This window comes from Mucilaginibacter conchicola, assembly GCF_003432115.1.
GTDB classification, from domain to species: domain Bacteria; phylum Bacteroidota; class Bacteroidia; order Sphingobacteriales; family Sphingobacteriaceae; genus Mucilaginibacter; species Mucilaginibacter conchicola.
The window spans coordinates 567,418-589,397 of record NZ_QWDC01000003.1 but is presented as its reverse complement, the minus strand read 5'-3'; the positions used below and the strand labels follow the sequence as shown (position 1 = coordinate 589,397).

The following is a 21,980-nucleotide window of genomic DNA, read 5'->3' as shown; positions in this document are numbered from 1 at the left end:
CAGTTATGAAAAAGTTAAATGCCATAATCATATTGCTGGCCGGAACGATGATCCACAGTTTCACTGCCTGCAGAAAATTCGTTGAGATCGATGCCCCCAAAAACCAGCTGACAACCGCGACTGTGTTCGCGGATAGTTTAAATGCCGACGCAGCGATCACAGGCCTCTATTCACAAATCGCTTCGGCAGGTTCTTTCGGGCTATTGGCCGGAGGAATGACCTTATATCCCGGCCTGTCCTCGGATGAACTTAATATATCATTCAACGATGCTTCCTTAGCGGCATTCTACAATAATAACATACTGGTTACGGATGCAAAAAACCAGTCTCTTTTCCTTCTCGGTTATAAGTATATCTACAGTACGAATGCCTGTATCGAAGGCATTGCAGGCTCAGAAAGGATCCCAGCAAAGGTGAAACAGCAAATGACAGGCGAACTGCGTGCTTTGCGGGGCTGGATCTATTTCAATCTTGTGAATTTGTATGGTGCTCTGCCCATAATTATTACTGCGGATTACAACCAGACAAAACTGCTTAGCCGTTCTTCGGTTGAACAGGTTTACGGGCAGATCATTTCTGATTTGAAGTTCGCTGAGGAAAACATGAGCCCTGATGCACATGACTGGTCACGGGCCGGATATTACGCCGCGGCTGCTTTACTGTCTAAGGTTTATTTGTATACAGGAAAGTATGATCTTGCTATAGCAGAAACGGGGAAAGTGATCTCATCAGGAATATTCTCCCTTGAAAGCAATCCAGGCAATGTTTTTCTTGCCGGAAGTACAGAAACGATATGGAGTATTTTGCCGGTCGTGCCCCAGCAGGCAACCTATGAAGGCCTCTATTTTGTTCCTGCAAGTGCGTCGGCAACTCCAAGATATATTTTGAATCAAAGCCTTTATGATTCATTCGAAGAGGGAGACAGCAGGAAGATCAACTGGATCAGGACGAACACGATAAGCGGAAAGAGTTATCCGTATCCTTTTAAATATAAAGTAAGAACGACTACAACAACGCCTGCGGAGCATTATGTGGTTTTCAGGATGGCCGAACTTTACCTGATCAGAGCGGAAGCAGAAGCAAACCTGGGGAACATTAACGCGGCGAAGGATGACCTGAACTTTATTCGCAACCGCGCGGGTCTCTCAAATACTGAGGCTTCAGATAAATCGTCGATGTTATTATCTGTCGAACGGGAACGACGTGCGGAATTGTTTTGTGAATGGGGAAACAGGTGGATGGATCTTAAGAGAACCGGCAGAGCAATCAATGTACTTTCCCCGTTAAAACCAAACCTTACATTAAATTCTACGCTTTACCCTATTCCGGTCTATGAGTTGAATTCCAATCCGAATCTTTCCCAAAATCCGGGATATTAAAAGAAAGAGCTGCCTGAATTCAGGCAGCTCTTTCTTTTATTTACTGATTCGCTCTTAATGCAGTATGCACATCAGAGACCTGAGCCCCGTTAAGGGTGTTAGAGGTAGTGACCTTGCTTGGATCAAAACCGGAAACACATTGTCTGGTACCGCCCGGACACATTTGTGCTTCGGTCGGCTGATCCGGTCCGTCAGCACCGCTGATATAAGTTGCATTAGCAGTTGGTACGGGTGTCGTCGGCGCAATATTGCCTGAGATGAGGAACCATTTGTAGTTTACGGTTCTTTTAACGGCTGTTTTAGAAGGGCTTGTAAAAGCGCTTGCGCTGATTGCGATGGCGATGGCCAGAATTCCGAAAATATTCTTTTTCATATTAGAAAAGCTTTTATAGATCAAAAAACTTTGAAAAACTTTAAGTGAATAAAAAATGATTTTTGCTTACTCTTTAAGGTTTTCAGCTGCTCCTTTCACGGCGTCCGGGCTACCGTACGCCATGCAGCATTTAGTCTATGATGTTCGCGCGTCCCTCCTTTCTCTGTAAACATGATATGATCCGTAGAAAGTCAACAGCAGGAAAAAAAGATTAAAAACAAGGTGTGCCGGCCAGTTCATCACCTGAAGAACGCCGCCGCAGGAACAAGGTATCCTGCCAAAAAAATTCGTCAGCACCAGTCCGATATAGGCGGTGAATACCAGCATCAGACTTGCCGAGATATAAAATCCCAGGGCTTTTGTGCTTTTGTTCAGTAAAAGTATCGCCGTAATGATCTCCGCTGCCGGAAGGGTGTAAATAAGAATTGTGGCCAATAAAGGCGGAATGGTCTGGTTATGCATCTGAACCTTGAACCTGCCATAATCGATCAGCTTGCTGGAAGCGGTATAAACCCACAGTATTACCAGTAGAAAAATGATAATTTCGATAAGATAAGGTTTGATCTTTTTCATGGCCTTTGTTATTGAATCAAAGTTATATGGGCCATGAGGACAGAAAATGTCACTCTTCTTTTTTGAGAAAATATTTTTTTTGAAGACGATCGTAAGTGATATCGTGTCCTCTTTCACGCAGATGATTCAGCATTCGTTTTATCGTACGGGTGCTGCAATCGAAGCGGGACGCCGTATCCCCGAGCGAACGAAATCTGCCTTTCTGCAAAAGCTCCAAGATATAATCAAGCCGCTGCTCGTAGGTTCTGAAATCCATAAACACCTTATCCGTTGATTTTCAGCGATAAAGGTGTCGGAATTACAGGTCATTAGCTATAACCTTTACTTATAAATTATTTGATAATCAGCTATAAAGTGTCACTGTAGCTACCAGTGAACTGCTTGATTTCTTTCTTTCTGGCCCGAACACCGGCCAGCCAGACCTCTCTGAATTTGCGGATGGTTCGCCAGAAGAACAAATGGTCGATGCTGACCCCGAATTTTGGTTTAGGCATCAGTTCAAAAGGCGATATCTCGAGTATCTCAGCGATCTCATATATACGCTTGATGGTCATCTCCGTCTCGTCCCTTTCCAGATTTGAATAAGCTGCCTGCGATATATCCAGCATGAAAGCCATGTACTCCTGGCTATAGTTTCTGGTCAGCCGCTGTATCCGTATTTTCTCACCGATATGATTCATTTCGAGTCCTTATTCAAATTAATGCTATAAGCAAAAGTAATAAATTACAAGTTAAGCTTTTAGCTTAAAACTGCCTGTAAAAGCAATTTTACCCCAATTCCCAATACCGGGAAGAAATCTAAATCATACTTAATTTTATGAAAAATCTATCTGATTCTGATGCCGAAGAATTGAAAGGCGGGGTAAGCCAGTGTGCTTACAATATCGGAGTGTCTGCCTCACTCGGCGGTCTTTTCGGCGGAGCAGGTGCTCTGGTTGGCGCAGTTGCAGCCGCGACCGGCCCGTCATGCCTCGGTTGGTGGTAAACATCCTGACGGGGCTCCGGCCCCGTTAGATTATTATCTCCGGAAATATCACAAAGGTTGCGGCGATCCCGCCGACTGCACTGTAAAAGTGAAGCTCGTTGTTCATTAACTTGTTTTTGGAACGGTACTGATAAATGAACATGGCTACAAAAAAAACGAGCGGTAAATAAATATTTCTGATCCCTCCTATTACGGGCAGATAAAGTCCGATGTAATCGGGTTTCAGGATCATGAAACTCATCAGGCATCCCATAATGCTTCCAGAAGCACCCGCACTGGAATAATCAAAATCATTTCTGTGCCTGAATGTGACAAGCATCACTCCCGTAAGATAGCTGCCTGCGTAGATCAGCATGAACCAAATGCTGCCGAATTGCGTCCGCTCTGTTAAATGCTCTTCAAGATTTATGCATACCAGATAATACATAATGGCATTCATCATTAAATGACCGTAATCATTATGTATAATATCTGAGGTGAACAGCCTGTAATATTCTTTGTTCTTGACGATCCCGAAAGGATGAAGGATCATTTTCATAAAATAGCGGCGGTTATACAAACCGTATAGGCTGCTGAGCAAGATCACTGCCAGCATCATAACGGATACGGGTGCTTCCCAGGAAAAAGGATCGGTAAGGTAGGTTTTCATAGAAAGTAAATTAACACACACAATCACTTTAACTAATAATTTAACATCAGAGGTGATTGCCAACGGCACTGTTCAAACTGAATTTTACCCAAAAAACTAAGGGTATGAAAATTTTGGCAAAATATGGCATTTTACACCTCACTTTATTCATCTGTTTATCGTTTTTTCTTATCTGGCTGACAGGCAGGCTGATATTAACCCCTGATTTTTATGAAAGAAGCGGACATACTTTAACAGATATATCTGACAGGGGTAATTCTGTTCTTGAACTGATGCAGAAATGGATTTATATCACTTCAGGCATATATCTGATCCTGAAACTTCTCTGTATCACTCTGATACTGCAAACTGCATTATTTCTGAACAGCTATGAAATACCTGTATCCAGGGTATTCAGGGTTGTGGTGTGTGCTGAGTTCCTTTTCCTGATACCTGCAGGGGTCAAAATTGCTACTTTCTCTTATTTCTATCCGAACGGGACTTTATTGAACTGGCATCAATACTATATCTTTTCGGCCCTTTCCTTTTTCAAAGACGTCCCTGCTGACTGGTATTATGCGCTGCAGTCTTTTAACCTGTTTGAGATCCTGTACTGGTTTGTACTGGGTTATGGAATTATGCGGATTACCGGTTTGAATTATGACAGATCGCTGCACCTGGTGGCTATGTCCTATGTGCCGTCACTACTGATCTGGATCGTATGTGTCACATTTTTCACGCTGCTGATGTTCCCTTCTGCTGCGTAATTCTTTTAGCTGATCAATATTTTTTAAGCCTCTACTTGATATGACCTCTCTGAACCAATATCTCAAATACTTTGTACATCAGTACAGTCTTTATGACTGCGGGATCGCTGCACTCGCCATTGTGCTGAATTACGCTGGAAAGCCCGAAATCGCTGATCAGTTACTTACGGGTAATACCGCCGGAGCGGATGGTGTATCATTATTGAAATTACGTCAGTTATCCGATGCGAGCGGCTTGAAAAGCAGGTGCGTGCAAATGGATATATCTTTCCTGTCCAATCTTGACAAACCTTGTATCCTTTTGGTAAGAAAAGACGCTCATTTAAGCCACTTTATAGTATGCTTCGGGTCTGTTAAACGTTCAAAAAAAAATTGGTTTAAAATTGCCGATCCCGCAACCGGGATCATCCTGATATCACAGGACGAGCTTTCGCAGATATGGCATGACAACGCTGCACTTTACTTCGAAGATCTCGATAAAACACCGTCTAAACTGAGACATCCCTGGTTCAATCTGTTGAAGATAAACGGATTTAAAAGCGTTCTTCTTCTGATCTTCCCATTCATGAACATTTGTTCAACGTTGTTAGGGCTATCCGTTTCATGGATACTTCAGCAGGGATTGAACGGCTCTTTTACGGCACACTCTTCTTTGTTCCTCTCGGAAATACTTACAATGCTATTTCTCATAATTTTATTCCGGAACGCCGTTATCTATATTCGTCAGTACATTTTGATCTACGTTAACAGTTCTGTAAGTAAAAAGCTGCATATTAATTATTTGAACAATAGAAAAAGACCGGTATCTGAGATTGCCGGCGATTCAGTGACTGGTATCAGAAAGACGTTATCCGATTTTCAGAAGATCCAGCAGGCCCTCAGTGCTTTCATCTCTGTTGTTGTATCTGACGGCGTTTTAGTGAGTTTTATTATTGCCGGGTTGTTATACTACGACTCGATAACAGGGATCATCAATGTTATTTACCTGGCCGTACTGATTTTTACCGCATTTATGAAAGCCCCTCATGCAGCAGCAAAAAATGCTGTATTATCGGAACTCTCGGGCAGTTGCGAAAAAGGTTTCATAGATGAAAACATCCAACAAGTAAACGAAAACGAACAGGATAAAACCATTTCCGATAGTATTTTAAAATACCGGGAATTTCATACCTGCTCAAAAAAGACAGCCGTTGAAATGAGTAAAGCATCGTTTTGGTACGATGCTGCCGGATCACTGAATATAATTATTGTCTTTGTTTACAGCTTATGGGAACTTTCTGACAATCATATTTCCTATACCGGACTTATGGCTGCCGTGATCATTACCCTTTTTGTCACCAGTCTCGTTCCAAGAATAATAAACTCTTTCACCCTGATAACCGAGGGTGCCCTACTCGCGCGCAGGTACAGGGATCTTTAAGCTCTTATATCCTGCTGTTCACCGGATTTTCTAATCCGGGCGGAACAGCTATGTCCTGAATTTTTACAACTAAACTTCTACTCTATGAAAGAAACCATCGAAATGCTCAGGTATGAATTAAATGAAAAGCTCCTTGAAATCGACAGTATGGAAACCGGTATTGATAAACTCGGACAATTGCTCACCGTTATCGATAAAGCAATTACACAGATCAATCAGACCGTTGAACGATCTGCTTTCGAAAAGGAAACGGATGAGATCATTTTCTTCAAAGTCCAGAAACCGGAGCTGCTGGCCAGACGGATCGAAGAGGTCATGCGCTACAATATCACTTCCAACATACCTATCGGGACACCTGAGAATAAAATCAAATTCCTGGAAGATGAACTCAGGGCAAGGCGGAGCTTTTTCAGGATGAACAGTTTCCATTACCAGTACTATAAGAAAAGCCTGACCGAACTTGACCGGATATTTTTCCTGCGGAGCGCCAGAGCCGCATCTCTTCCGCTGTCGGAATTCTCGGAAACAGAAAATGAGTTTTCGACCCCGATGAGTTATCTGTTCGCAAAATTTATGGCTTACGAAAATATCCAGTATTTCCTTCTGGAACAGATTGCAATGATCCGGTACCCTGAATCCATTTTAGTGAAATCCCCTCAGATGAACAACGATTTGAAATGGACGGGTGATGCCGTCAATGCTGTTGAACTCGCTTATGGCCTCTGGCTGACGGGACAGCTTAACGATGGGAATGCCAGCCTAAACCAGATCGTACGCTGGCTTGAAAGCAACTTTCACGTTTCGATCGGAATTATCCAGCGGCGCTTCAGTGAGATCGAGCGCCGCAAGCGTGTTAGCATCACAAAATTCATCGACCTCATGAAAGAAGCTATTCTCCGAAAAACAGACGAAGATAATTCCTGAAACTCTGGTTTCTTAGTGGATATTCAGAACCGCTCCCTAGGTGGCCGAACAACCGGCCGCTTTTTTTTTAACCTTTTTTTTTATCGGTAGTACCGAAAAACTCCTGATATATTTCTTTTCGATGCGTTAACCAGCTCAATCCGTTAGATTCCGGTCTCTCCAGCGCTCTTCGGTGTACAGCAACAAAGCGCTATTGCCCGGAAACGCTCAAAGTTCTGCTAAAGTGGGATTTAAATTTTTTTTATCGGTAGTACCGAAAAGCTCCTGATATATCTCTTTCCGATACCCTCACTTTTGACCTGTCAACCGGCGGTATCTATCGGATACCTGGTTCTCAAAAGCTCTTTGACGTACAGGGACAAAGCATTATTCCGCAGAGACACGGAAAATTTTGCGAAGGTGAGATCATATCAAAATACCGAAAACGCATTGGCAGGCGAAAGCCCGGCACGTAGGTGCCGACGTGGGTAGTCCCGAAAATATATACCGGCAGAAGCGAATTGAACGGGCCCGATACCCGCTGCCGGTACCAAAACCGAATCTATTCGGATCTCAGAAATTAAAATAAAAGATCATGACGCAATTATTAAATGCAAAAGAACTCAAAGAACAGGCTTCCATAGTTGACCTGCTTCTGAGCTTAGGATATGAACCTGTCAGGCAATTTGGTAAAGAACATATGTATCGCAGTATGCTAAGGGATGGTGACAATGATCCCTCTTTCAGCGTGGACGATAAGATCAGGGCATGGTTTGACCATGGCACGGGCAAAGGAGGGAATATCATCGATTTTGGCCTGGCTTACTGGCCTGATCTTAGTTTTAATGAGGTTCTTGAAAAATTACAGACCACCTGTAATATAACAACTCCCGTCAGGCGTGAACCAAGACCAAGGCTTCCGGTTAAGGCCAGAAATTATGTGATTGAGAAAATCAAAGATATTGGGACACATCCGGCCATTACCGCCTATCTGCAAAGCCGCGGGATATTTGATGTTGGCAGGCAAAGGCTCAGTGAAATATACTATTACGTAAAGAACGAAAAAGGGGAACAGAAACGGTTCTTCGCCGCCGGATGGAAAAACGACGCAGGAAGCTGGGAGGTTCGAAACCGCTATTTTAAAGGTTGTCTCGGACAAAAAGCGATCAGCACAGTACCTGGTGACCCAAAATCTGTTGTGGTCTTCGAAGGTTATATAAATTATCTGAGCTGGGCGAAAGAGCACACGGGATCAAAGGAAACCGCCATTATCCTGAATACACTGTCACTGCTTCCTGCCGGGATCAAAGCGGCAACGCTGTTTCCGAAGATCGACCTTTACCTTGACCGTGACACTGCAGGTGTTCATGCCACCAAGGATTTTATTAAAGCTCTCCCCTATGCGACCGACCGCTCGCAGGTGTATGATAAATACAACGATTATAATGACAAACTGGTCGCATCATCCAGAAAAGATCATCCTGCAGAAAGACCTGAAGGATCACGAAAAGGTTTGTCCCTGTAGGATATTTTCAAGCATTTCATGCTTGTCACAATACCCGAAATCTGTTTGATTTCGTCAAGGCAAGATGTCTTTTTGTCGGACAAAAAGAATCTTGCCCTACGGGGTAAATGGTCAAAACTTCGCAACTCGTTTTTCTTTATGGCCGAACTTAAAAAGCACTTCGGGCGCCCAAAACTGCAGGATGGCAAACGGGTAAAAAAACTTGACGTGAGGTTTACACAGGAGGAATACGACAGGATCGTTTCTATGGAAAAAGCGTTCGGGATCAGCAAGACAGAGTTACTCCGCATGCGTGTACTCAATGATGCAGACAAGATCATTGTCAACGCTGCTGAGCTGCTGAAGTTACTCGACCGAACCGGTGCAGAACTTGGCCGGGCCGGAAACAATATCAATCAGCTGGCTAAACATGCCAATACAGAGAAGCTTGCAGGAAAAAACGATCTGAGGGTAACCGCTGCATTCAACAACCTCATGGCTGAATACATCAGCATCCAGCAGGCGCTGGAAAAATCTTTCCGGAAGATCATCCGTCTCATGGGGAAATAAGCTCCGGTTCCTTTTTATTCTGATACACTGTTTTAAGGATCGTAGGTTATAAAGGCCGCATGCTGCGCTGATACAGCAATCCGGTGACGTAGTGTTATACTGATACAGCGAAATATCAATATTAAGTTATTCAGTCTGCATGATAACCCGTTATATGATCCCTGAGCTATAAAGTCACAAGTTTACAGTGGTATGCAGTTACAAAGATGAATGGACATCTTGTTCTTTTGTTGTATTGCAATACGATTATACCGGTATAACATTACAAGGATTCGGGGTTCAGTTTTATAAAGTCACATGGTTACGTTAGTATGTGGTTACAATGATGGACGGACAGCTCGTTCTTCCGCTGTATTGTAATGCTGTTATAGCGATATGCCATTACAAAGATTCGGGGTTCAGTAGTTACCGCGCTCTGGTGTCATTTTGATATACGTATATCGGGTTCCACAGCGGCAGAGATGCCGCGATATGATTTTACAGTGCTGCTTAGCTCCTTAGCGCTGATGATACCGCTCATCCCTTCCGGATAAGCTTACTTCTTCTTTGTCTTTCCCATGATCATCTTTGAACATTTCAGATGTCCGCTGAACCGCTATACCTTTTACATAAAGCCCGTCCGGCAGTGGGTCGAAGACAACTGCGAGGGTTTTGTACTGAACCTGTTTGCCGGAAAGACCCCGTTAGCGCTTAACGAGGTTCGCAACGACCTCGATCCGGAGATGCCTGCTGACTTTCATCTTGATGCCTTGTCTTTCCTCAGGTCCTGGGAAGGTAAACGCTTTGATACGATCCTGCTGGATCCGCCTTATGCCTACAGGAAAAGTATGGAGCTGTACAAAGGAAATATCTGCAGCCCTTTCCGTCAGATGAAAGATGCCATCCCTACGATATTAAAACCGGGTGGTATCGTGATCACATTCGGATACCATTCCGTGGTAATGGGAAAGAACAGAAAATTCCTGCCGGAACGAATAGCATTGTTCAGCCATGGCGGGGCAATACATGATACCATCGCTTCTGTCGAGCGGTTCCGGCCCGGGAAATGTGCTGACAGATAATGTAACTGTTTAGGTTAACAGCAAACGATGATCGTAAAGATTCTGGCACCATCAGCAAATTTTACAGGTGTTAGCTATAACACCCGAAAAATTGACCGGAACAAAGGAGAACTGATGAAGACCCGCAATTTCGGGCCGATGCAATCGCTCGGGCATCTCAAGCCGCAGGATTACATCAACTACCTGACAGCCTTATCATCCCTGAACAGAAATGTCAGGCTGCCGCAGTTTCATACAGTGATCTCTGGGAAAGGAAGATCTTACGATAAGAATGAACTTACCGCTATTGCGGAAAGCTGGCTGAAAGAAATGGGATATGGAGATCAGCCGTACCTGATCGTGTATCATAAGGACACCGGTAATAACCATGTACACCTTGTATCGTGCCGTGTGGGGTTTGATGGTAAAAAGATCAGCAGCGCTTACGAGCATGTTCGCGCTCAGCGCAATATGTCAAAAGTACTGGGTTATGAACTGGCTATGCAGTATGAGTTCAGTACGCCTGCACAGTTTCTGATGATCCTTGAATCAAAAGGGTTTTTGGGATCAGATCCTGATGAAAAGCAGGTCCTGAAAAAGGCCGGAAAATACCACCCTGATAAACCTCATGCAGCAAGGATCGCTTCGCTGCTGATGAAGTATAGACACCGGCATGACCTGATTGGCATAATGAAAAATTACTATGATATCGACTTGCTGTTCCATGCTGCTGAAGGAAAAAAGCCGTATGGGTATTCCATCATTGATCACCAGCATAAGATCGTTTTTAAGGGCAGCGAAGTATTGCCGCTTAAAGAACTGACAATGGGATATGATCACTTTTTCACTACCGCCCCGGTAGAAAGCAGGCAAGCGGAGACGGGTTTTTCTGAACTCTTCGAACCACAGATCAGCATAGGACCGGTTAGTATCGCTGACGATGTGGACGACCAGCAGATCCATGGCATGCGACGGAGAAGGCAGAAAAAAGCCCGGACAAACACGAGATAACAACAATATGAATTATGATAATAATAATCGGAAACCAAAAAGGCGGCGCAGGGAAAAGTACACTCGCGCTCGTGCTGGCTAATTACCTGACCAGTGAGATGAACTGTCCGGTGACTGTGATCGATATGGACTACCAGCAGTCCATATCCCAGAAATTTGAAAAAGCAAAGATCCTCGAAAATGCAGAACCCTATGAAGTGGTTCCTGCCAGCCTGGAAAGCTACCCTTACCTGCGGGAACTGCTCGGCAAAAATAACAGAGCGGTCGTGCTGATCGACCTGCCCGGTAAACTGGATGATGATGGCCTCATTCCGGTGTTCAATTCCGCTGATCTCGTCGTCTGCCCTTTCTCTTACGATGAATTTACCTTCCAGTCCACTGTATTATTTACTGTGGTCATGCGCCGGATAAACCCGGAGATCAAAATGGTATTTATCCCCAACAGGATAAAAGCCAACGCCCGCTACGAGATCATGCAGGAGGTCGATGAACAGCTCTCAAAATTCGGAAAGGTTACGCCCGTACTCCCCGACAGGATTGATTTTCAGCGGGTAAGTACTTTTTATACACCCGTAAATCTTCATCCTGTCATTAACCCGGTACTTGAACAGATATACACAGATCATATCTATGGAAAACATGAAATCACTGGCTAACCAGATCCGGGAACAACTGGGCAAACCTGCGGCTGAAGCTGCAAAAGAACCTGCTGCTAAAAAACCGGCTACCGGTCGCAAGGAGAAGGTCAAAGAAGTTCCGCCGGTCATCGCTGCCCTGCTGGACTATGATACGAGCAACAATAAAAGCATATTTCATGCGCGTTTCGACGAAAAAACGGTGCGGCTCATGAATCAGTTTAAAATGGCGACGGGGATCGATGTGACACGCCTTGTCTCTTTTGCCGTAAAGCAACTCTTTGAAACCTGTCCCGAACTCAAATCCACTATTAAACAATTTATTCAAAACAACGACTTATGAACTGGATGAAATTTATGATCTGGCTGGGCCTGATCTATCTGTCCTATTACGGGGCTATTATCCTATGGGATTTCATGAAGAAAAAGAATCTGCCGGCAGATGAGGTGCCGCGGGAACTTTCCTTTGAGGAAGAAAATGAACCTGTAAAAGAGATCACGGTGTCGAAACCGGAAATATATAGTTACTCGGTTTTGTCATCGGGCGGTATCAGACTGAAAGAAGTGTTTAACCTGGCACGTGAGGAAGCAATAGAATACATACGACCGGTAAGTTTCTGATCATGAAAAAACTGCTGACACTGATCTGCTGCCTGCTGTGGCTGGAAGCCTTCGCGCAGCCGGGCATCGAGGAAATGAATAAAGCAAGAAATGATCTTGCGGCAGATTACTTCTCTGCATCTGACCTTTCGCTCGTGCTTGCTACCCTGCTCGGTCTAAACGGTGCTGTAAAAATATATCACAACTGGCAGATGGGTAAGCATCATATCGATGCTGATATCGCAGCCTGGTTTTTCGCTGCATTATTTATGGTACTTGCAGGCGCATTTCTAAAGGCCCTGTTCGGTATTTAAAAGCAATTCATTAAACCCGCCGCAGGCGTTTCCAATAACTGTCCCGCAAGGGGAAACCGGTGCATTTCGTGACCTGAACACCGGCAATACCGCAGCAGCCTCCCGGCTGCTACTAAAAGGTTACCGCCTTATATCTCATTCCCTTATTTAATGTTTAACAAAATCAAACAGCTTCTGGCCGCAGCTGCACTGCTTGCAATTTCTTTACCCGCTATGGCCCAGAGCGGTGTAAACGGTCTGAACACAGCGACCACAACGCTGAAAACGTATGTTGCTCCGGTAACCAATATTACCCTGGTGATCGGCGGGATCGTAGGCATCGTCGGTGCCATCCGTGTATACTCCAAATGGAACTCCGGAGACCAGGACATCAACAAAGAGCTGATGGGCTGGGGAGGTTCCTGCGTCTTCCTTGTCGTATCAGCACTCGTGGTCAAAGCTTTTTTCGGACTGTAACGTGGCCGGGAAATATCCGGTATATAAGGGGCTGCAGAAGCCCCTTATATTCAAAGGCTTCAAGGGGAAATTTATTTACTGGGGACTCGGCTTTCTCCTTGCCGGACTTGTGCTCGGTGCACTGACAATGTCCCTCATCAATATGTGGCTCGGCGCTGTCGTGCTGACCGGCTGCATTGTCGGCGGACTGCTTTTCACTGCCGGAAAGCAAAAGGGCGGACTTCACGCTAAAAACCGTCAGAAAGGCATTAATATCCTAAATCATTATGGCCGTAAAAACCCTGTTTGACATTCCTTATGCAGGCATAGACAAAAGCGGAGAATTCGATCTGCTCATCGGAAAAAACGGTGAATGTTCAGTTGTGATCAGAATCACTAATCCTGTGATACGCTATTCAGCATATCCCGCAGGGTATGACGAATTCCATAACCTGCTGCTGAATATACTGAAAGTTCTCGGAGATGGTTATCTCATACAGAAACACGATATCATCAGCCGCTCCGAATGGAGATCCGGAAAATCCAGGGAGTACCTTCAGCAAAAGTATGACCTTCACTTTGCCGGCAGGGAATGCCTGAAAATTGAGACCTACATCACCCTTACCCTGCAGGTAAAGAAAAGCGCCTTCTTTGTTTACGATGCCAGAGTACTGCGCGATTTCAGACAGGCAGCAGCAAAAGTAGTTGATCTGCTACCCTCTCCCGAAGTGATGGATGAAGGCGGGATCAATCAGCTTGTCCTGCAGATGCTGGGCATGAACTTCCGTAAGGACAGCATTGTTCTGGATAATCTTCAGCCCGGTGAAACAGAGATCCGGAGCGGCAATAAAATCATCCGGAATATCAGCCTCGTCAATATAGACAGCATTGATCTTCCGCCGGAAGTCGGCACCCACATTGAGCTGAATGATAAAGAGAGTATACGCGGGTTCCCGGTAGATTTTTTATCCTTTCTTTTGAAGGTTCCGGGAACTGACGTGATCGTCTATCATCAGGTGATCGAGATCCCTGGGCAGGCTACGACCCTGCGAAAACTGGAACAAAAGAAGAAAAGGCATTCCGGCATCCCTGATCCGGCGAACCAGTTATGTGTGGAAGATATCGACCTCCTGCTGACCGATGTTGCCCGCGAGAACCAGCTGCTCGTGAACTGTCACTTTAATATACTGGTGGCGGCATCCGCAGAACATATACAGAAAGCTGCCAATTATATCGAAAGTGCTCTTTTCCAGTTAGGCATCATCCCAAGTAAAAATGCTTATAACCAGCTGGAACTGTTCCGGAGTACGTTGCCAGGAAATGCCGTTGAGCTTAAAGCCTACGACTGGTTCCTGACCACCGCTGATGCGGCAGCATGCTTCTTTTTTAAGGAGTCGCTCCCAAAAGATGAACCGTCGGATTTCCTCATCAGGTTCACAGACCGTCAGGGTATACCCGTCGGTATGGACCCCGCAGATCTGCCGATGCGCACAGGCCGTATCAACAACAGAAACAAATTCGTACTCGGCCCGAGCGGATCCGGGAAAAGCTTTTTCATGAACGCCATGCTCGAGCAGTACATGCTCTACAATATGGATATAGTCATCGTGGATACCGGGCACTCGTATTCTGGACTTTGCTCCTACTACAACGGTAAATATATCACTTATACCGACAGGTCGCCCATAACGATGAACCCTTTCCGGATGACAGAGGAAGAATACAACATCGAAAAGAAGGACTTTCTCTGCACGCTGATCGGGGTCGCCTGGAAGGGTGCCGAAGGTTCCTTCAGCCCTGTTGAACGCGACGTGGTCGCCAATGTGCTTTCATCCTACTTCAGCAAATTCTTTGCAGAAGGCGGGGACCTGAAATTTGACACCTTTTATGAATTTGCGCTAAAGAGGATCCCGGAGATCAAAGCGGAAGAAAAGATCCTGTTTGATTTCGATGAATTCCGCTATGTGCTTAAAAAATTCTATAAAGGCGGAGAGTTTGCCACGATCCTGAATAAAGAAGCAGACCAGTCCCTGTTTACGGAAAAGTTTATCGTTTTTGAGATCGACTCTGTTAAAGAGCATAAGATCCTCTTTCCGATCGTCACACTTATTATCATGGATGTATTCATCCAGAAAATGCGCTACCGTTCCGACCGCCGTAAAGCACTGGTGGTGGAAGAAGCCTGGAAAGCCATTGCAAGTCCCCTGATGGCCGGTTACCTGCTTTATCTTTATAAAACGGTCCGCAAGTTCTGGGGTGAAGCAATCGTCGTAACACAGGAACTTGGTGATATTATTGGGAATACGGTAGTGAAAGACAGTATCATCAGCAATTCCGATACGATCTGCCTCCTCGATCAGACCAAATTCAGGGATAACTACAATGAGATCGCTGCCCTGCTTTCCATCAGCGAGACCGAACGAAGAAAGATCTTTACCATTAACCAGCTGGATAATTCCGGGGGAAGGGGACGCTTCAAAGAGGTCTACATCAGGCGAGGCTCGTCCGGTGAGGTCTACGGCGTAGAAGTATCACTCGAACAGTACCTGACCTATACCACAGAAAAACCTGAAAAATCAGCAGTAGAGAGCTACACCAACAGGTACACCTCCTATCAGGAAGGATTAGATGCGTTCGTTGCAGACTTCCGGAAAAGCGGCATTACGCTGCCTCAGTTCATCAGAAACGTTAACCAGCACTAAGCTTATGAAATATCTTTTGATCTTATTATCCTCGCTGATCTCCGTTGCATGCTTCGGTCAGGAACTTGTATTCGATCCTGCCGTGACCGGTGCCATCGCCGTCAACTCAGGCATCATCAACGGACAGCTGAATACGACCAATGAACGGCTCAGCCTGATCCAGAAGGAGCAGCTGGCCGTCAGCGGGCAGCTGCTCGTCATCAATGACCTGCAGAACAGGATATATACCGGACTGAGCGAGGTGGCAGGCGTGATCAGCAGCCTCAACACGATCCGTGAAATCGCGGACTGCGGCAGTGATATCGCCAAAGATGTCGGCAGCGCCATGCAGATCGCACGATCCAACCCTGCCCTGCTGCTTTTTGCGGAACAGGGCGCAAGAGACTTTCAGGCCCGGGCTGCTATGCTTGCGACAGATGTAAGCGCATTCGTCCTCAAAGGCGGCAGCAAAAACCTGATGGATTCCGGAGAGCGGGGAAAACTGCTTAACCATATCGCCGAACAGCTTCGCATCCTGCGCGGTATCGCTTACGGAATGAACAGGGCAATGTACTGGGCAAAACTGAACGGCCTGTTCCGCTCACTGAACCCATGGTCAGAATGGCAGAACAATGATGCCCGGATCGCCAATGAAGTGATCACTAATGCCAAATATCTGAAACGATGAAAACTGTAATTCTTTTGCTTTGCATGACACTATTCTCATTATCCGGGATCTGCCAGCGCAATACGATCAATATTATCGGAATACATCAGCTGGTCAGTGAATCGATCTCGGAGAACAAACTACAGGCCAAAGCTAAGAACCAGCAGGCCCTTAATACCGCAAACGAACAGGCGAACCTCACTCAGCTCGCCAGACTAAAAGCGGTATATCGCACGATACAACAGCGGTACAATACACTGGGTACTGCTATCGATGCTGCACAGATCGGCTTTTACGGATCTCCGATGGTTAGCAGGATCATCAGTAATGAACGGCAGATCGTCGAAATGGCAGAGCGCAACCCGGCACTTGCCGCGATCGGTTATCCTGCTGCCATACAGTTTGCAGTAAAGGCCCGGAGTCTTCTTACGTATGTCGCAGGGCTCACACTGTCGATAGGAGACATTAACCAGATGAAACCCTCTGACCGGAAGCTGCTGTTCGATTTCGTTCTTTCGGAGCTCAGTACTATTCAGGACCTGTCGGGCAACATGCTCGGCATGATGCAGAACGCGGGGCTTTCAAACCTCATACGAGGGGCCAATCCTTTTCAGAATTTCATTGATGCCGACAAAGATATCGCCGCTGAGATCATCCGTAATGCCAAATACATCCGAAAATGAAAAAACTGCTTGCGTTCCTGTTTTCCGCCGCCTTTCTCTTACCGGTTCGTGCACAGGAATATGTTATCGATACCCGGCACGCTGTCGCAGTGAGCGAAAACGGGGCTGCCCGGAGTTTAGCTGAATTGACTCACGCTAATTATCTGCAAAACATCAGCGGGAACCTTAACGATCTCAATACCAATACGGGTAGTGTTGTGCTTGCCCAAACCATGATCTATAATGCACTGTCCAATGTAAATTCAGCCCTTAAAAACGGGCTGGAATTAAAAAACATGGCGCTGATCATCGCCGATATGAACAGCTACATCGTTCAGGCCCTGGCGCTGGCAAAAGATGACCCTGCTCTCCTGCTATTCGCCGGTAACATCTCTTCGGAAATGAAAACACGGGCGGTGGCGCTGCTCAGTGATGTTTCGGGTTTCGTCCTCAAAGAAGGAAAAAATGTACTCGCTGACTACGCTGCCCGAGACGAACTCCTGCGAAAGGTAACTCAACACCTGCAGATCCTTGACGGACTTGCCTACGGTGCCTGGAAAGCCATGTACTGGGCTAAGCAGCGCGGCATAATCGCATCACTCAATCCTTTTTCTGCCTTTATCAACCGTGACCGTCTGTATGTCGAACAGATCATTCTTCAGGCAAAATACCTCAGGCGCTAAATTCAAAACTTTATAATTTATGAAAAAAACGATCTTTTTTATGCTGGCTGTGCTGTACAGCACAGCGGTATCCTTCGCACAATCTGTTGTCGCTGATAAAAGCATCCGTTACCAGCAGGAACGTATGGTTTACAAGCAATGGGATCAGAATAAATTCACCCCCACCTCCGGATTTCTCGGGCTTAACCCCTGGTACTGGCTAACCTGGGGTTTCTTTTATCCTAACTATCATAAGAAAGACCTCCGTCCGCTGAGCGCGAACGGTCCGCAGACACAGCGTCTCGCCCTTGTCGGAACCATGAACGGGATCGACTACCGTTATAAACAGGAATCTGATACCATCCGGAACACTGCCGTTTCCGAAATTGCTGATCAGTCAGGGCTGATCACCGCCGCAGACCCGCTGTGGGCGCTTTATTACAGCCGGGAATTTAAACCGGTGCTGGAACATTCCGTATCCTCCATTCTCGGCGGGCTGGATCCGCAGGTCAGATCAAGGCTTCTGTCAGATGGTATATATGACTGGTACAACAATGAACTCGACCGCCTGAAAGAGCGGATCGAAGCCGCCCATACAATTGATATGGAACGGGGTTCCCGCATTATGGCCTATTACAGAATGCTCAACGAATACCGGACCTTGTCCGGGGTATGGGCTACCCGTACAGCTTCCTGCAAAATGACGATGGAGATGGAAAGACAGCAGCGACAGTTAAACACCGGCACGGCAACAGTTCCTGTGTGGACACCGCAGACGGATATTCAGATCGCTAAAGAGGTATTAAAGCATGTACAATAATGAAAAAAATAATATTGCTTTTATTGCTCCTCTCATCAGGGATGACGGCAGCCCTCGCCGGAACGGGTAACGATAAAACACTTGAATACCTGCAGGGGGACGGTGTCTATGAGACCGGCGTAATGGTTTTTCTTAAAGATCTTAAGGAATCCGTCTGGACACATTTTGACCTTTTCATAACCGATGCCAAAGCACTGGCCGCGATCTTTATGATCATCTTCTTTGCGATAAGATCTTACGAAATGATGGCAGGGGATAAAAAACTGGAGGTCATGCCCCTTATGCGGCCCTTCGGACTGGCCATGGTGATCCTCTGGTGGGGTATCTTCGTTAGAGTACTTGCATTTCCCACTGACCTGGTGGCCAACCAGACAGAACAGATGTTCAACAGCGAACAGACGATCGTAAACAATCTCCGCCTCAACCGTGCACAGCTGATGCTGGCGGTTGCCAATTCCCTTTATACTTATCAGGCACAGACAGAGGTCGCGGCAAAGGAAAGTGATACCTGGTACGGGCAGGCCTGGAACTCTGTGAGCAGCACAGTTAAAGAAGGGATCAGCACGGTAGTGTCTCCCCTGCTGGAACTAAAGAACCGGCTGACGGTCGGCATGCAGCTGCTCTTTACCCAGATGCTGGAACTCACAGGCATATGGGTGTTGCGTATAGCTGTTTATATCATTTTCATGCTGCAGATCATCTACTCCTCGATCCTGATCATTCTCGGGCCTTTCGCAGTAGCGGCCAGTATTTTGCCCGCATTCCGCGACAGTTTCAGTACCTGGATAGCCCGTTTTATTTCCGTTAACCTGTATTCCGGGATCGCCTATCTGATCATGTACCTGTGCGGACTGATGCAGGAATATGCCCTGAAGTCTGAGATCAGCAAGTACAAAGAGCTGGTCGGTGAGAACGGAATGGGGGCCAATCTGGAAAAAATGGCATGGTTTGCCGGAAATGGTGTGCTGTCCTTCGGAACCGTTATCATCGTATTTCTGATCGGGGCGATCTGTATGTTCACGGTGCCCAGTATCTCTACCTGGATCATCTCCACTTCCGGCATCAGTTCCGCCTCATCCACCTTTGGCCGCAGCGCCGGAACGGTAACCGCTACCGCCCGTAAGGTGGCCGGCAGCTTCTTTTAATCCATAACCATAATAACTATGATCATTAAAAACATTGAAGCCAGGATCAGGCTGGCCTTCTTCATTTCGGCAGGAAGCCTTCTTACTTCGCTCCTGATCGTCGGTATCAACAGCTATTATGCTTACCATCTGGTGTCGAACGCTCACAAAAGCATCTATATTCTCGATAAATCTGTACCGATCCTTGCCAAACAAACGGATATGCAAATGAACAGGCCCGCTGAGTACCGTGCGCATGTGGACCTTTTTCATTCTTTCTTTTTTTCCCTGACGCCGGATGATCATTATATGGAATACCAGATGAAGAAGGCTATGTACCTGATCGATGAATCCGGGATGCAACAGTACAACGATCTCAAAGAAAAAGGTTTCTTTAACTCCATCCTCTCCTCGAGTTCCGTGCTCACCCTCGAAACGGATTCCATTGCGGTGGATATGTCCCGGCATTATTTCAGGTACTACGGCAAATTAAAGATCGACCGCCGCAGCTCTACCGTAGTACGCTCTCTCATTACTGAGGGTTATCTGAAAGATATCCCCCGCAGTGATAATAATCCGCACGGTGTACTGATCACCGGCTGGAAAACCCTTGAAAACAAAGACCTGGAAGATGTGGAGAAAAATTCATTCTAACCGCGATCCAAGGGATACGCTGTTTAGCGAGCTGTGCCGGGAATTCAAACCCCGGCTGTCGGGACTACTAGCTGCGGCAAAAAAACTGATCCATAAACGCCCGAAAGTTTTCTTCGCACTGATGCTGATGATGCTGTTCCTTTCCGTTGTGCTGTCATTTACCGCTTTCCGGCAGCATGACCAACCTGTCAGCGTTCATTACAAACACCAGCCAGAGGTGATCTCCGACGGTTTCAGCAGGATCGCCGAAACAGCGGAAAAGCTGAATGAAACGATCCGGCTGAAACGAGTAGTCGACAGCCTTACCGCAAAAAAACAACTCAGTACTGCAGACAGCCTGCGGTTGAACAGCGTGCTCAACCGGCTGGAGCAAATACAAAAAATCACAAAGTAATTATTATGAACATCAATTTTAAACAGCCCAAATATGTGCTGCCATTGCTTGCGCTGCCTTTTCTGTGCCTCTTCTTTTATGTCTGGCAAAGCACATTCAGTAAACCTGAGACAGCAGCACAACAGCAGGAAGGACTGAAAGGCAGCGTCGGCGAGGTCTCATCGGGGGTAAGGAAGAAAGAACTCGATGACAAACTCGATGCCTATCGCAACACTTATAAAGATGCCGACGGTTATTCAGCGGTCAATATCATTCCAAAGGAAACCAGCAGCAACCTGACTTTTAAAGACAGCTATACCGGCGATGAAAAACGTATGCTTGACTCAGTTGACCACGCAATGAAAGCAAAATTCAATGCCCCGGATGTCTCCGGGAACGAGCAGCAGCTTGCCGCACAGCTGAACAGGTTACAGCGCAAAGAGCCGCCGAGGAGCCATAATCCCCCGGCAAAAGAGCGCGACCCTATGGATCTATTAAAAATGCAGATGGCCTACATGGACAGTCTGAACCGCGAGAATGATCCGGAATATAAAGCGGCGAAACAGAAAAAGATCAGTGCGGAAAAAGCGGCATTACAAAGATCATCCGAAAAAAAGCTGACCGTTACACGTTCACAAGAGGCAGCAGCAGACTTCAACACCGTCAGACCTGCGGGAAATGACAGCTTTATCTCCGCCGTTATTGATGAAAATATTACTGGATATGCCGGTTCAAGACTCCGGATCAAACTGCTCGAAGACTTAAGAGCCGGTGGCTTCCGCATTCCAAGGGGAACATTCCTTTTTGCGCAGATCACCGGATTCTCTGAACAGCGGGTAACCCTGTCGGTCAATACCATCCTTTCGGAAGGACGTATCCTGCCGGTGAAGCTTGATCTTTATGACCTTGACGGCCTGCCCGGCCTGTACGTACCGTCATCCGCGTTCCGCGAGTTTACAAAAGATCTCGGAAGCAGTTCCGTACAGGGCGTCACCATCGACGGGGGAACCGGCGGAAGCCAGTTCCTCATGAGCTCAGTGGATAAGCTTTTTCAATCCACATCTTCCGCGATCGCAAGTGTAATACGTAAGAACAAGGCGAAGATGAAATACAACTCATTCATCTACCTGATCGATACCGAAGCACTGCAGAATACGCAGCAGTCGTACTGAACCCTGCGCCGGATTTCCTTTCCGGCAT

Annotated in this window: 28 protein-coding genes; 23 read left to right on the top strand and 5 right to left on the bottom strand. The window is 46.3% G+C overall.

The genetic code is table 11. The features are described from left to right. The first annotated feature begins 5 nt into the window (after positions 1-5). On the top strand, positions 6-1,379 hold the full coding sequence (locus tag D0C36_RS19355) for a RagB/SusD family nutrient uptake outer membrane protein (protein WP_117393305.1): 1,374 nt from the start codon (positions 6-8) through the stop codon (positions 1,377-1,379). A 40-nt stretch (positions 1,380-1,419) separates the two neighbouring features. On the opposite strand, the gene D0C36_RS19350 is transcribed toward D0C36_RS19355, so the two are convergent. From D0C36_RS19350 to D0C36_RS19330, 5 genes are all read right to left on the bottom strand, one after another. Continuing rightward, a complete protein-coding gene (locus tag D0C36_RS19350; RefSeq protein WP_117393304.1) occupies positions 1,420-1,752 on the bottom strand; it encodes a hypothetical protein in 333 nt (110 codons plus the stop codon). Positions 1,753-1,887: 135 nt separating this feature from the next. After that, on the bottom strand, positions 1,888-2,325 hold the full coding sequence (locus D0C36_RS19345; RefSeq protein WP_117393303.1) for a MauE/DoxX family redox-associated membrane protein: 438 nt from the start codon (positions 2,323-2,325) through the stop codon (positions 1,888-1,890). A 49-nt stretch (positions 2,326-2,374) separates the two neighbouring features. Further along, entirely contained in the window at positions 2,375-2,581 is a 207-nt protein-coding gene (locus D0C36_RS24985; protein ID WP_117393302.1) for an HTH domain-containing protein, read from the bottom strand. Positions 2,582-2,672: 91 nt separating this feature from the next. Next, positions 2,673-3,005 (bottom strand): helix-turn-helix domain-containing protein, encoded by a 333-nt coding sequence (locus D0C36_RS19335; RefSeq protein ID WP_117393301.1) that lies wholly within the window; start codon positions 3,003-3,005, stop codon positions 2,673-2,675. A gap of 330 nt (positions 3,006-3,335) precedes the next feature. Continuing rightward, positions 3,336-3,959 carry a rhomboid family intramembrane serine protease gene (locus D0C36_RS19330; protein WP_117393300.1) on the bottom strand — a complete coding sequence of 208 codons (624 nt, stop codon included), beginning with the start codon at positions 3,957-3,959 and terminating at the stop codon, positions 3,336-3,338. 104 nt (positions 3,960-4,063) lie between these two features. Here D0C36_RS19330 and D0C36_RS19325 point away from each other — a divergent pair, with 104 nt between their 5' ends. The 22 genes from D0C36_RS19325 (at position 4,064) to D0C36_RS19220 (ending at position 21,952) form a co-directional block, all read left to right on the top strand. Further along, the gene (locus tag D0C36_RS19325) at positions 4,064-4,705 is read left to right on the top strand and encodes a hypothetical protein (RefSeq protein ID WP_147322051.1); all 642 of its coding nucleotides are present in this window, start codon (positions 4,064-4,066) and stop codon (positions 4,703-4,705) included. Between the two features lie 40 nt (positions 4,706-4,745). Next, a complete protein-coding gene (locus D0C36_RS19320) occupies positions 4,746-6,125 on the top strand; it encodes a cysteine peptidase family C39 domain-containing protein (protein ID WP_117393298.1) in 1,380 nt (459 codons plus the stop codon). Between the two features lie 84 nt (positions 6,126-6,209). Further along, positions 6,210-7,049: an RteC domain-containing protein gene (locus tag D0C36_RS19315; protein ID WP_117393297.1), complete on the top strand. Its 840-nt coding sequence runs from the start codon at positions 6,210-6,212 to the stop codon at positions 7,047-7,049. 574 nt (positions 7,050-7,623) lie between these two features. Beyond that, positions 7,624-8,553 (top strand): toprim domain-containing protein, encoded by a 930-nt coding sequence (locus D0C36_RS19310; RefSeq protein ID WP_117393296.1) that lies wholly within the window; start codon positions 7,624-7,626, stop codon positions 8,551-8,553. A 138-nt stretch (positions 8,554-8,691) separates the two neighbouring features. Continuing rightward, positions 8,692-9,102, top strand: a complete 411-nt coding sequence (locus D0C36_RS19305; protein ID WP_117393295.1) for a plasmid mobilization protein — start codon at positions 8,692-8,694, stop codon at positions 9,100-9,102. 557 nt (positions 9,103-9,659) lie between these two features. After that, a complete protein-coding gene (locus tag D0C36_RS19300; protein ID WP_117393294.1) occupies positions 9,660-10,163 on the top strand; it encodes a hypothetical protein in 504 nt (167 codons plus the stop codon). A gap of 27 nt (positions 10,164-10,190) precedes the next feature. Beyond that, a complete protein-coding gene (locus tag D0C36_RS19295) occupies positions 10,191-11,153 on the top strand; it encodes a relaxase/mobilization nuclease domain-containing protein (protein WP_117393293.1) in 963 nt (320 codons plus the stop codon). A gap of 14 nt (positions 11,154-11,167) precedes the next feature. Beyond that, on the top strand, positions 11,168-11,809 hold the full coding sequence (locus D0C36_RS19290) for a ParA family protein (RefSeq protein ID WP_117393292.1): 642 nt from the start codon (positions 11,168-11,170) through the stop codon (positions 11,807-11,809). Beyond that, positions 11,784-12,131 (top strand): hypothetical protein, encoded by a 348-nt coding sequence (locus tag D0C36_RS19285; RefSeq protein WP_117393291.1) that lies wholly within the window; start codon positions 11,784-11,786, stop codon positions 12,129-12,131. The genes D0C36_RS19290 and D0C36_RS19285 overlap by 26 nt, the downstream gene beginning before the upstream one ends. Continuing rightward, entirely contained in the window at positions 12,128-12,409 is a 282-nt protein-coding gene (locus D0C36_RS19280) for a hypothetical protein (RefSeq protein ID WP_117393290.1), read from the top strand. Before D0C36_RS19285 ends, D0C36_RS19280 begins: the two co-directional genes overlap by 4 nt. Positions 12,410-12,411: 2 nt before the next feature. Next, on the top strand, positions 12,412-12,702 hold the full coding sequence (locus D0C36_RS19275) for a DUF4134 family protein (RefSeq protein ID WP_117393289.1): 291 nt from the start codon (positions 12,412-12,414) through the stop codon (positions 12,700-12,702). 150 nt (positions 12,703-12,852) lie between these two features. After that, positions 12,853-13,158 carry a DUF4134 domain-containing protein gene (locus D0C36_RS19270; protein ID WP_117393288.1) on the top strand — a complete coding sequence of 102 codons (306 nt, stop codon included), beginning with the start codon at positions 12,853-12,855 and terminating at the stop codon, positions 13,156-13,158. A gap of 1 nt (position 13,159) precedes the next feature. Continuing rightward, positions 13,160-13,447, top strand: a complete 288-nt coding sequence (locus D0C36_RS19265) for a plasmid transfer protein (protein WP_117393287.1) — start codon at positions 13,160-13,162, stop codon at positions 13,445-13,447. Next, a complete protein-coding gene (locus D0C36_RS19260) occupies positions 13,425-15,839 on the top strand; it encodes a TraG family conjugative transposon ATPase (protein ID WP_117393286.1) in 2,415 nt (804 codons plus the stop codon). Before D0C36_RS19265 ends, D0C36_RS19260 begins: the two co-directional genes overlap by 23 nt. Before the next feature lie 4 nt (positions 15,840-15,843). Continuing rightward, positions 15,844-16,506, top strand: coding sequence for a hypothetical protein (locus tag D0C36_RS19255; protein ID WP_117393285.1), 663 nt, complete (start codon positions 15,844-15,846; stop codon positions 16,504-16,506). Then, a complete protein-coding gene (locus D0C36_RS19250; RefSeq protein ID WP_117393284.1) occupies positions 16,503-17,168 on the top strand; it encodes a hypothetical protein in 666 nt (221 codons plus the stop codon). The genes D0C36_RS19255 and D0C36_RS19250 overlap by 4 nt, the downstream gene beginning before the upstream one ends. Next, positions 17,165-17,830, top strand: a complete 666-nt coding sequence (locus D0C36_RS19245; RefSeq protein ID WP_117393283.1) for a hypothetical protein — start codon at positions 17,165-17,167, stop codon at positions 17,828-17,830. The genes D0C36_RS19250 and D0C36_RS19245 overlap by 4 nt, the downstream gene beginning before the upstream one ends. 19 nt (positions 17,831-17,849) lie before the next feature. Next, positions 17,850-18,629 carry a hypothetical protein gene (locus tag D0C36_RS19240; protein WP_117393282.1) on the top strand — a complete coding sequence of 260 codons (780 nt, stop codon included), beginning with the start codon at positions 17,850-17,852 and terminating at the stop codon, positions 18,627-18,629. Next, positions 18,629-19,774, top strand: a complete 1,146-nt coding sequence (locus tag D0C36_RS19235) for a plasmid transfer protein (protein ID WP_117393281.1) — start codon at positions 18,629-18,631, stop codon at positions 19,772-19,774. Before D0C36_RS19240 ends, D0C36_RS19235 begins: the two co-directional genes overlap by 1 nt. 18 nt (positions 19,775-19,792) lie before the next feature. Beyond that, the gene (gene traK / locus D0C36_RS19230) at positions 19,793-20,407 is read left to right on the top strand and encodes a conjugative transposon protein TraK (RefSeq protein WP_117393280.1); all 615 of its coding nucleotides are present in this window, start codon (positions 19,793-19,795) and stop codon (positions 20,405-20,407) included. After that, positions 20,385-20,801: a hypothetical protein gene (locus D0C36_RS19225; RefSeq protein WP_117393279.1), complete on the top strand. Its 417-nt coding sequence runs from the start codon at positions 20,385-20,387 to the stop codon at positions 20,799-20,801. The genes traK and D0C36_RS19225 overlap by 23 nt, the downstream gene beginning before the upstream one ends. A 5-nt stretch (positions 20,802-20,806) precedes the next feature. Then, complete coding sequence (locus D0C36_RS19220) at positions 20,807-21,952, top strand: conjugative transposon protein TraM (protein ID WP_117393278.1); 1,146 nt, start codon at positions 20,807-20,809, stop codon at positions 21,950-21,952. Positions 21,953-21,980: the final 28 nt, after the last annotated feature.

Excerpts from the sequence above, each read along its gene's own strand:
- D0C36_RS19355 (WP_117393305.1), top strand. The coding sequence starts at position 6 with ATGAAAAAGTTAAATGCCATAATCATATTGCTGGCCGGAACGATGATC.
- D0C36_RS19350 (WP_117393304.1), bottom strand. The coding sequence starts at position 1,752 with ATGAAAAAGAATATTTTCGGAATTCTGGCCATCGCCATCGCAATCAGC.
- D0C36_RS19345 (WP_117393303.1), bottom strand. The coding sequence starts at position 2,325 with ATGAAAAAGATCAAACCTTATCTTATCGAAATTATCATTTTTCTACTG.
- D0C36_RS24985 (WP_117393302.1), bottom strand. The coding sequence starts at position 2,581 with ATGGATTTCAGAACCTACGAGCAGCGGCTTGATTATATCTTGGAGCTT.
- D0C36_RS19335 (WP_117393301.1), bottom strand. The coding sequence starts at position 3,005 with ATGAATCATATCGGTGAGAAAATACGGATACAGCGGCTGACCAGAAAC.
- D0C36_RS19330 (WP_117393300.1), bottom strand. The coding sequence starts at position 3,959 with ATGAAAACCTACCTTACCGATCCTTTTTCCTGGGAAGCACCCGTATCC.
- D0C36_RS19325 (WP_147322051.1), top strand. The coding sequence starts at position 4,064 with ATGAAAATTTTGGCAAAATATGGCATTTTACACCTCACTTTATTCATC.
- D0C36_RS19320 (WP_117393298.1), top strand. The coding sequence starts at position 4,746 with ATGACCTCTCTGAACCAATATCTCAAATACTTTGTACATCAGTACAGT.
- D0C36_RS19315 (WP_117393297.1), top strand. The coding sequence starts at position 6,210 with ATGAAAGAAACCATCGAAATGCTCAGGTATGAATTAAATGAAAAGCTC.
- D0C36_RS19310 (WP_117393296.1), top strand. The coding sequence starts at position 7,624 with ATGACGCAATTATTAAATGCAAAAGAACTCAAAGAACAGGCTTCCATA.
- D0C36_RS19305 (WP_117393295.1), top strand. The coding sequence starts at position 8,692 with ATGGCCGAACTTAAAAAGCACTTCGGGCGCCCAAAACTGCAGGATGGC.
- D0C36_RS19300 (WP_117393294.1), top strand. The coding sequence starts at position 9,660 with ATGATCATCTTTGAACATTTCAGATGTCCGCTGAACCGCTATACCTTT.
- D0C36_RS19295 (WP_117393293.1), top strand. The coding sequence starts at position 10,191 with ATGATCGTAAAGATTCTGGCACCATCAGCAAATTTTACAGGTGTTAGC.
- D0C36_RS19290 (WP_117393292.1), top strand. The coding sequence starts at position 11,168 with ATGATAATAATAATCGGAAACCAAAAAGGCGGCGCAGGGAAAAGTACA.
- D0C36_RS19285 (WP_117393291.1), top strand. The coding sequence starts at position 11,784 with ATGGAAAACATGAAATCACTGGCTAACCAGATCCGGGAACAACTGGGC.
- D0C36_RS19280 (WP_117393290.1), top strand. The coding sequence starts at position 12,128 with ATGAACTGGATGAAATTTATGATCTGGCTGGGCCTGATCTATCTGTCC.
- D0C36_RS19275 (WP_117393289.1), top strand. The coding sequence starts at position 12,412 with ATGAAAAAACTGCTGACACTGATCTGCTGCCTGCTGTGGCTGGAAGCC.
- D0C36_RS19270 (WP_117393288.1), top strand. The coding sequence starts at position 12,853 with ATGTTTAACAAAATCAAACAGCTTCTGGCCGCAGCTGCACTGCTTGCA.
- D0C36_RS19260 (WP_117393286.1), top strand. The coding sequence starts at position 13,425 with ATGGCCGTAAAAACCCTGTTTGACATTCCTTATGCAGGCATAGACAAA.
- D0C36_RS19255 (WP_117393285.1), top strand. The coding sequence starts at position 15,844 with ATGAAATATCTTTTGATCTTATTATCCTCGCTGATCTCCGTTGCATGC.
- D0C36_RS19250 (WP_117393284.1), top strand. The coding sequence starts at position 16,503 with ATGAAAACTGTAATTCTTTTGCTTTGCATGACACTATTCTCATTATCC.
- D0C36_RS19245 (WP_117393283.1), top strand. The coding sequence starts at position 17,165 with ATGAAAAAACTGCTTGCGTTCCTGTTTTCCGCCGCCTTTCTCTTACCG.
- D0C36_RS19240 (WP_117393282.1), top strand. The coding sequence starts at position 17,850 with ATGAAAAAAACGATCTTTTTTATGCTGGCTGTGCTGTACAGCACAGCG.
- D0C36_RS19235 (WP_117393281.1), top strand. The coding sequence starts at position 18,629 with ATGAAAAAAATAATATTGCTTTTATTGCTCCTCTCATCAGGGATGACG.
- traK (WP_117393280.1), top strand. The coding sequence starts at position 19,793 with ATGATCATTAAAAACATTGAAGCCAGGATCAGGCTGGCCTTCTTCATT.
- D0C36_RS19225 (WP_117393279.1), top strand. The coding sequence starts at position 20,385 with ATGTGGAGAAAAATTCATTCTAACCGCGATCCAAGGGATACGCTGTTT.
- D0C36_RS19220 (WP_117393278.1), top strand. The coding sequence starts at position 20,807 with ATGAACATCAATTTTAAACAGCCCAAATATGTGCTGCCATTGCTTGCG.